The sequence below is a fragment of the Dorea sp. OM07-5 genome (genome assembly GCF_003481355.1).
Classification (GTDB): domain Bacteria; phylum Bacillota; class Clostridia; order Lachnospirales; family Lachnospiraceae; genus Dorea_D; species Dorea_D hominis.
Map to the genome: position 1 here is coordinate 58,962 of NZ_QUKZ01000017.1, position 8,735 is coordinate 67,696.

Genomic DNA, 8,735 nt, shown 5'->3' on the forward strand with positions numbered 1-8,735 from the left:
AGGACGAGAAGATGAATGTATTGATCGTAGGTAGTGGCGGAAGAGAACATGCAATTGCTTATTGTGTAGCAAAGAGTCCGAAGGCAGATAAGATATACTGTGTTCCGGGGAATGCAGGAATAGCACAGATTGCAGAGTGTGCGCCAATCGGAGCGATGGAATTTGACAAAATTGTAGCTTTTGCAAAGAAAAAGGACATCGATCTCGTTATCGTCGGAATGGATGATCCTTTGGTAGGCGGACTGGTAGATGCGCTGGAAGCAGAAGGTATTCGTACATTCGGACCAAGAAAGAATGCAGCAATTCTGGAAGGTTCAAAAGCATTTTCCAAAGATCTGATGAAAAAATACAATATTCCAACGGCTGCTTATGAGAATTTTACAGATCCGGATAAGGCACTTGATTATCTGAAGACAGCAAAGATGCCGGTTGTATTAAAAGCAGACGGATTGGCACTCGGAAAAGGTGTACTGATCTGCAATACACTGGAAGAGGCAAAAGAAGGCGTGAAGACGATTATGCTGGATAAGAAATTTGGCTCTGCCGGTAACGAAATGGTGATTGAAGAGTTCATGGTTGGACGTGAAGTCTCTGTCCTTTCTTTCGTAGATGGAAATACAATTAAGACAATGACTTCTGCACAGGATCATAAACGTGCAGGAGACGGAGATACAGGACTTAATACCGGCGGAATGGGTACATTCTCGCCAAGCCCGTTCTACACAAAAGAGGTAGAAGATTTCTGTAATAAATATATTTATCAGGCAACGGTTGATGCCATGAAAGCTGAAGGAAGACCATTTAAAGGTGTGATTTTCTTCGGACTCATGCTGACAGAAGCTGGTCCGAAAGTGTTGGAGTACAATGCCCGATTCGGAGATCCGGAAGCACAGGTTGTCCTGCCACGTATGAAGAATGATATTTTGGAAGTAGTAGAAGCCTGCATAGATGGAACGCTTGATCAGGTAGATCTGCAGTTTGAAGACAATGCAGCAGTATGTGTCGTTCTGGCAAGTGATGGATATCCGGTCAAATACGAAAAAGGAATTCCAATCCACGGTCTGGAAAAATTCGATGATGCAGACGGATATTATTGTTTCCATGCAGGGACGAAAGAAAACGATGGACAGATTGTCACAAACGGAGGACGTGTTCTTGGAATTACTGCAAAAGGAAAAGATTTAAAAGAAGCCCGTGCAAATGCTTATGCAGCAACAGAATGGGTAGAATTTGCAAACAAATATATGCGTCATGATATCGGTAAAGCGATTGACGATGCAATGTAAAATAAAATATAGTATTTATTAAAAACATAAAAGCCAGCTTCCGGTTAGCGGATGATGTGTCTCTGTATCAGGATACATCATCCGCTAACCGGAAGCTGGCTTCTTGTTATGGCGGCATCTGACGACCGCTAATCAACGAATAAAACTCACAGAGCGTGTTTTGACGTTAAACATATCAATATGTGCCCAGCTCACTTAAGTACTGGTCGATTTTTTTCAGCCGCTTCTCAATGCCCTTCACATGGTGGCTGATCGTATCAAGCAGTGCTTCACATGCAAACTGTGGTGCGACAAGAGAATTGAAAAAAGCATTGCTGTCAACCGGAACTGTAATCAGAACAGTGGCATAAGGTGCGAGAAGTGCACTTGGCTTGTCTGTGAAAAGAATAATCTGTGCGCCGGCATCACATGCCATCTGTACAGCAAGTTTATCCATGGAAGAGTACCTTGGAAAGCTGAATACGATCAGGCAGTCCTCTTTCGAAATATTACACATATGATCAATCGGGCTGATGGAAGCGGAAGAAGTGCTTTCCACTCCGCGTACCATATGCTTCAGGTACAGAAGAAAATAATCGCCCAGACATGCATTGCCGCGGGATGCAACGATATATTTGTGTCTGCTGTTGATAATAATATTTGCAGCTTCATCAAAAGCAGAAGTTGCATTCTGCGAAAAAATAGTATCCAGATTTTTCGTTGTATTTTTATAATGTCTTTTAATATAATCTGAATTAGTTTCCAATTTTGCCTGCTTGGCAACTCGCTGTGAAGGTACAGTAATGGAGCTGGAAATGCTCAGCACTTTATCCTGATAATCCTTTCGCAGGGATTTCTGGAATTCCATAAATCCACTGTAACCCAGAGAGCGGCTGAACCGTACGACAGAAGATTCGCTTACGCCAAGAGTGTCGGCGATATCCGTTGAAGTCATAAAGCAGGCATCGGCTGAATTGTCCAGAACATATTTGGCAATCAGCTTCTGCGTTTTTGTCAGAGTTGCATTATGTATTGTTTCTCTTAGTTCTTTCATAGTCTATTCCTCAGTTTTTTTACATATAAATAGAAATGAGATATTTCTAACTTAAATTTAATCATGAAAAGCCTAAATATGCAAGTGCAATTGTCGGTACAATTGACATATTATTAACGGAAATAAAACTTTCGTGAAATAAATAACTTTTATTGCATAATAGAAAGGCTTGTGTTAGTATAATTTTAGAGATAAATGAATAATATTCTTCATAAAAAAAGAAAGATGAAAAATATTATCCCGGAAACTAAAAAGAAACGACATCAGTAAAACAGGAGGTAGTAAAAATGAAAGTTGGATGCGTAAAAGAAATCAAAAACAATGAATTTCGTGTAGGTATGACCCCTAACAATGTAAAGAGTTACAAAAATGCAGGACATGAAGTTTATATCGAAAAAGGCGCAGGGGTTGGCTCCGGCTTTACAGACAAAGAGTATGAAGATGCGGGCGCAATCATGATTGATTCTGCAAAAGAAGTATGGGACACCGTTGAGATGATGATCAAAGTAAAAGAGCCTCTTCCGGAAGAATATCCATTATTCCATGAAGGCCTGATTCTTTATACATATTTACATCTGGCAGCGGACAAACCGCAGACAGATGCACTCCTGAATGGAAAAGTAAAAGGCGTTGCATATGAGACATTGATCGAGCGTGATGGAAGTATTCCGCTTCTTGCACCGATGAGCCAGATTGCAGGCCGTCTGAGTATTCAGGAAGGCGCGAAATACCTCGAAAAACGTTTTGGCGGAGAAGGTGTTCTCCTGGCAGGTGTTCCAGGTACACCAAAGGCTAATATTGTAATCTTAGGCGGTGGTTCTGTAGGAACGAACGCATGCAAGATCGCAGTAGGTATGGGTGCCAATGTAACAATCCTTGATATCAATTTAAAGAGACTTGCATATCTGGATGATATTTTTGGAGCAAGAATCCAGACACTTGCATCTAATGATTCCAATATCGAACATGCAGTAAAAGAGGCAGATCTTGTAATCGGTTCTGTTCTGATTCCTGGTAAATCTGCACCGAAGCTGTTTAAAAAAGCATATTTAAAAGAGATGAAACCAGGTGCTGTATTTGTTGACGTGGCAGTTGACCAGGGCGGATGCGGTGAGACAACAAAAGTTACGTATCATGATGATCCGATTTTTATTGAAGACGAAATCGTACATTACTGTGTAGGAAATATGCCTGGAGCAGTTCCGAGAACATCTACAATTGCGCTTACGAATGCAACATTAAGCTATGGACTTCAGATTGCAGGAAAAGGTCTGGAGCAGGCTTGTAAAGATAACGAAGTGATTTTCTCAGCAATTAATACATACGATGGAAAACTGACATGTAAGAACGTTGCAGACAGTTATGACTGCTACGAATATGCAGATATCCATACACTCGTATAAGAGAGAAATTTCCAAACTTAATTCCTTCAAAGTTGCGAAAGAGAGCTTACAGTTTTTATTGTAAGCTCTCTTTAATTGTGTTATAGTGGTTGTATAACAAAATGAAAAAGGTGATAATGTGCTGATAGAAGTTGATTTTAACAGCGATGAAGCAATCTATGTACAGTTGCAGAACCAGATCATTATGGGAATTGCAACAGAGATGATCAAAGAAGGTGATACGCTTCCGTCGGTCAGACGTCTTGCGGACAATATAGGGATTAATATGCATACGGTGAACAAGGCATATTCTATTTTAAAGCAGGAAGGCTTTATACAGCTTGACCGCAGACGAGGTGCTGTGATCGCCATTGACGTAGACAAAGCGAGAGCGCTTCTGAAGTTGGAAGAACAGTTAAGAATCCTTCTGGCAAAGGGATGCTGTAAGAATATAACCAGAGAAGAAGTTCATACTCTGGTTGATGAGATTTTTGATGAATACGGGAAAGGAAAGACAGAATGATTTATACAGAACAGGCAAAAGAGGCGCTTCGCCTGTCCAGGACAATTGCGAAGGAGCTGCATCATCCTTATATAGGAACTGAGCATTTACTGCTTGCATTACAGAAAGTATTTACAGGTGTTGCAGGACAGGTGCTGGCAATGAACCGTGTGGATGAAGAACGTCTCGTGCAGGTTATTAATGAACTTGTAACTCCGGTTGCAGGTATACAGACGATTGACAGCAGAAGTATTAAGAACAGTCCAAGATTGGAATTTGTGTTAGAAGAGAGTAAGATAGAAGCAGTGCGCGTGCATGCAGATAAGATAGGAACAGAACACATGCTCCTTGCGCTTGTGCATGATGCAGACTGTGTGGCGGCAAGAATATTGCAGACGTTAAATATCAGTCTGCAGAAGATATCGCAGGATATCTGGCTTGTATCCGGTGTTGATCCGAGAGAGATGATGGAGGATATGGCAGCAGATGCAGGTGGAAGAAAGGATTCCGTGCTGGATCAGTATGGAACAGATCTGACACTGCGTGCAGAAGAAGGCAAATTAGATCCGGTGATCGGACGAGAGAAAGAGATTGAGCGTCTGATGGAGATCTTAAGCAGAAGAACAAAGAACAATCCGTGCCTAGTCGGCGAACCGGGTGTAGGAAAGACCGCAGTGATCGAAGGTCTTGCAGCCCGAATTGCTGCAGGAATTGTTCCGGAAAGTATGAAGAACAGGCGGATCTATACGATGGATCTTGCGGGAATGCTTGCAGGCACGAAGTACCGCGGAGAATTTGAAGAACGTATGAAACGGCTGATTCGTGAAGTAGAGAATGCTGGAGATATCATTTTATTTCTGGATGAAGTGCATACGATCATTGGCGCAGGCGGCGCAGAAGGTGCGATGGATGCTTCTAATATTTTAAAACCATCGCTTGCGAGAGGAGAACTGCAGCTTATTGGTGCAACAACGATTTCTGAATATCGCAAATATATAGAGAAAGATGCTGCATTGGAGCGCAGATTCCAGCCGGTTACGATTGAAGAGCCGGATGAGAAGAAGTGCACAGAGATTTTAAAAGGATTAAGAGCCGGCTATGAGAAGCATCATCAGGTAGAGATTGATGAAGAAGCGCTGGATGCTGCGGTGAAGTTATCTGAGCGCTATATCAGTGATCGCTTTTTGCCGGATAAAGCCATCGATGTTCTTGATGAAGCGTGCGCGAAAGTACGGTTGCGTGGATTCAAGGCACCGGCATCTGTATATGATCTGGAGGAACGTCTTGTAAAAGTAAAGACAGATCTGGAAAATGCGATCCGCAGCGGTGATATGTCGGAAGCCAGAGAGAAGAACCAGGAAAAAGAGCAGATCCAGAGGAAATTAGAACGGACGCAGGAGCGCTTCCGGCGGAAGAATAAGGAAAGTAAATTTACTGTCACAGAAGATGATGTTGCAGATGTTGTAGCTGAATGGACAAAGATCCCGGTACACAGACTTAAGGAAGAAGAAAGCGTGAGACTTAAGAAGCTGGAGGCAACGCTTCATAAACGTGTAGTCGGTCAGGAAGAAGCCGTTACGGCGGTGGCAAAGGCAGTAAGACGTGGACGTGTCGGTTTGAAAGATCCGAACCGCCCGATCGGTTCATTCTTGTTCCTCGGACCAACTGGTGTAGGAAAGACAGAGCTTTCAAAAGCGCTGGCAGAAGCAATGTTTGGAAGTGAAGAGTCTATGATCCGGGTAGATATGTCCGAATATATGGAAAAACACAGCGTGGCAAAACTAATCGGATCTCCACCGGGATATGTCGGGCATGAAGATGGTGGTCAGTTGAGCGAGCAGGTGCGCAGACATCCATATTCGGTTGTATTGTTCGACGAAATTGAAAAAGCGCATCCGGATGTATTTAATATATTGTTACAGGTTTTAGATGATGGACATATTACAGATTCACAAGGAAGAAAAGTAGATTTCCGTAATACCGTGATTATTATGACATCGAATGCCGGAGCACAGGCAATCATTGATCCGAAGAAGCTTGGATTTAATGTGAAGGAAAATGCGGCCGATGATTATAAGCGGATGAAAGATAATGTCATGCGTGAGATCAAACTGATCTTCCGCCCGGAATTTTTGAACCGTATTGATGAGATTCTCGTGTTCCATCCGCTTGGAAAAGCAGAGATCAAGAAGATTGTCGGAATGATGTGCCGCGAACTTACGAAGCGTGCGAAAGAACAGCTTGGAATTAAACTGACGATCCGTGAATCTGTGAAAGAGTATATTGCAGAAACGGGAATGGATCAAAAATATGGTGCAAGACCGCTCAGAAGAGCGGTACAGAACCAGCTGGAGGAACCGCTGGCAGAAGCACTTCTGAATGGAGAAGTAAAAAAAGACTCCGAAATAGTAGTCGGAATGTCTAAAAAAGAAATAAAATTTATCCCAAAAGCTACAAAATAAAAATGTTTTGATATATAATAGGGATACGAAAGAAGAACTGTAGGAGGACACATGAAATGGCAGCTGTGAAAGAATTATTAAGAGCTGAGAATGATGGAACATTAAGCTTTGGAGATTATACATTAGGGAGTAAGACCAAACTGGACGGTTTTGAATTTCAGGGAGACATTTACAAAGTAAAGACATTTTCTGAGATTACCAAACTGGAGAAGAACGAAATGTTCGTATATGAATCCGTACCGGGAACAGCAGTTACGAATTTTAATGCATCTGAACAAGTCGTTACATTTTCTGTATCAGCAATGCAGGATGTTCAGTTTACACTGGAACTGGAGGCAGATACCGAGTATGTAGTATATCTGGATGATGTGAATGTTGGAGATATGAAGACGAATCTGAGTGGTAAGCTGAGCGTCAGCGCTGAACTGGAACCAGAGCGTTCGATGGAAGTTAAGATCATTAAAAAATAATCCCGACCGATTATTGATATTGATGGAAACAAAGTGAAACAGAAAAGTCAAAAAGGGCTGCGAGAGAGCAGCTCTTTTTTTACCAAATTGTAGGAGCGTTAGAATGGCAAAAGCAAAGAAGAGTGTATATTTCTGTCAGAACTGTGGGCATGAAGAGTCAAAGTGGCTTGGGCAGTGCCCGATGTGTAAGGAATGGAATACATTTGCAGAAGAAAAGGTAGTATCGATAAAAGGACAGAAAAGTTCGGGGGAAAAACAGGTACAGGCAGTAACTTTGTCGAGTGTGACAACAGACGAAGATGAGAGAATGAAAACAGAACTGGTAGAACTGGACAGGGTGCTTGGCGGAGGAATTGTGCCAGGATCACTGGTCCTGGTTGGCGGAGATCCAGGAATTGGTAAATCGACATTACTTTTACAGGTTTGTCAGAAACTTTCTGCAATGAATAAAAAGGTGTTGTATATTTCAGGAGAAGAATCTCTGAAACAAATAAAACTGCGTGCGAACAGGATGGGTGAATTTTCAGAAAATCTTTATCTGTTATGTGAGACAAGTCTGAATCTGATCCAGACGGCAATCGAACGGGAAAAGCCGGATGTGGTAGTGATTGATTCTATACAGACAATGTACAATGAAGAGATTGGATCGGCGCCGGGGAGCGTTTCGCAGGTGCGGGAATCTACGAACGTATTTATGCAATTGGCAAAAGGTATGAATATTGCGATTTTTATTGTCGGTCACGTGACAAAAGAAGGTACAGTTGCAGGACCAAGAGTTCTGGAGCACATGGTAGATACCGTACTTTATTTTGAAGGGGACAGACATGCTTCTTACAGAATACTTCGAGGAGTAAAAAACAGATTTGGCTCCACGAATGAAATTGGCGTGTTTGAAATGAGAAAAGAAGGCCTTGTAGAAGTTGAGAATCCGTCAGAATTTATGTTGAGCGGCAAACCGGAAAATGCATCGGGATCGGTTGTTGCCTGTGCAATGGAAGGGACAAGACCAATGCTGATGGAAATTCAGGCGCTGGTTTGTAAAAGTAACTTTGGAATGCCGAGAAGAACGGCAGCAGGAATTGACTATAACAGAGTGAATCTGCTGATGGCGGTTCTGGAAAAAAGAGTCGGATTGCCGTTATCCGGGTATGATGCGTATGTAAATATTGCCGGAGGAATCCGTATGAATGAGCCGGCAGTAGATCTTGGAATTATAATGGCAGTTGCGTCAAGTTATAAAAATCGTCCTGTAAGTGAAGATACGATTGTGTTTGGTGAAGTTGGGCTCAGTGGTGAGGTGCGTGCAGTAACCATGCCTGAACAGAGAGTTGTAGAGGCTAAGAAGCTTGGATTCAAGGTGTGCGTGGTCCCGGAAGTGTCGTTGAAATCAATTGGTAAAGTAGAAGGAATAGAAGTAATTGGCGTAAAAAGTGTAAATCAGACGATGAACTTATTGTAAGAAATAATTATCAGAATATTCGGAATTGAAGAAATTATAAAAACATTATTGACAATTATGAATTGTAGTGGTATTCTAATATAGCTGTCGCGTGAGGCAAACCTGAGAAGCGTAGATGTCACACGGAAGACAACAAAGAAA

7 protein-coding genes are annotated in these 8,735 nt (G+C 42.1%); 6 read left to right on the plus strand and 1 reads right to left on the minus strand.

Annotated elements, in window-relative coordinates; all coding sequences use genetic code 11:
- Positions 1 to 11: 11 nt before the first annotated feature.
- Positions 12 to 1,286: a phosphoribosylamine--glycine ligase gene (gene purD / locus DXC04_RS13335; RefSeq protein WP_021861352.1), complete on the plus strand. Its 1,275-nt coding sequence runs from the start codon at positions 12 to 14 to the stop codon at positions 1,284 to 1,286.
- Between the two features lie 175 nt (positions 1,287 to 1,461).
- Here the strand turns inward: purD and DXC04_RS13340 are convergent, their stop codons facing one another.
- Positions 1,462 to 2,319 carry a MurR/RpiR family transcriptional regulator gene (locus tag DXC04_RS13340; protein WP_117538417.1) on the minus strand — a complete coding sequence of 286 codons (858 nt, stop codon included), beginning with the start codon at positions 2,317 to 2,319 and terminating at the stop codon, positions 1,462 to 1,464.
- Between the two features lie 287 nt (positions 2,320 to 2,606).
- Here DXC04_RS13340 and ald point away from each other — a divergent pair, with 287 nt between their 5' ends.
- From ald to radA, 5 genes are all read left to right on the plus strand, one after another.
- Positions 2,607 to 3,722, plus strand: coding sequence for an alanine dehydrogenase (ald, locus tag DXC04_RS13345; protein ID WP_118661196.1), 1,116 nt, complete (start codon positions 2,607 to 2,609; stop codon positions 3,720 to 3,722).
- A 118-nt stretch (positions 3,723 to 3,840) separates the two neighbouring features.
- Complete coding sequence (locus tag DXC04_RS13350) at positions 3,841 to 4,224, plus strand: GntR family transcriptional regulator (RefSeq protein ID WP_021861355.1); 384 nt, start codon at positions 3,841 to 3,843, stop codon at positions 4,222 to 4,224.
- Positions 4,221 to 6,665 carry an ATP-dependent Clp protease ATP-binding subunit gene (locus tag DXC04_RS13355; protein WP_021861356.1) on the plus strand — a complete coding sequence of 815 codons (2,445 nt, stop codon included), beginning with the start codon at positions 4,221 to 4,223 and terminating at the stop codon, positions 6,663 to 6,665. The genes DXC04_RS13350 and DXC04_RS13355 overlap by 4 nt, the downstream gene beginning before the upstream one ends.
- A 56-nt stretch (positions 6,666 to 6,721) precedes the next feature.
- On the plus strand, positions 6,722 to 7,135 hold the full coding sequence (locus DXC04_RS13360; RefSeq protein WP_021861357.1) for a hypothetical protein: 414 nt from the start codon (positions 6,722 to 6,724) through the stop codon (positions 7,133 to 7,135).
- Positions 7,136 to 7,238: 103 nt separating this feature from the next.
- The gene (gene radA, locus DXC04_RS13365; protein ID WP_118661197.1) at positions 7,239 to 8,594 is read left to right on the plus strand and encodes a DNA repair protein RadA; all 1,356 of its coding nucleotides are present in this window, start codon (positions 7,239 to 7,241) and stop codon (positions 8,592 to 8,594) included.
- The last annotated feature ends 141 nt before the right edge of the window (positions 8,595 to 8,735 follow it).

What these genes read in the sequence shown, in the direction of transcription:
- purD (WP_021861352.1), top strand. Translation starts at nt 12, where the DNA reads ATGAATGTATTGATCGTAGGTAGTGGCGGAAGAGAACATGCAATTGCT.
- DXC04_RS13340 (WP_117538417.1), bottom strand. Translation starts at nt 2,319, where the DNA reads ATGAAAGAACTAAGAGAAACAATACATAATGCAACTCTGACAAAAACG.
- ald (WP_118661196.1), top strand. Translation starts at nt 2,607, where the DNA reads ATGAAAGTTGGATGCGTAAAAGAAATCAAAAACAATGAATTTCGTGTA.
- DXC04_RS13355 (WP_021861356.1), top strand. Translation starts at nt 4,221, where the DNA reads ATGATTTATACAGAACAGGCAAAAGAGGCGCTTCGCCTGTCCAGGACA.
- DXC04_RS13360 (WP_021861357.1), top strand. Translation starts at nt 6,722, where the DNA reads ATGGCAGCTGTGAAAGAATTATTAAGAGCTGAGAATGATGGAACATTA.
- radA (WP_118661197.1), top strand. Translation starts at nt 7,239, where the DNA reads ATGGCAAAAGCAAAGAAGAGTGTATATTTCTGTCAGAACTGTGGGCAT.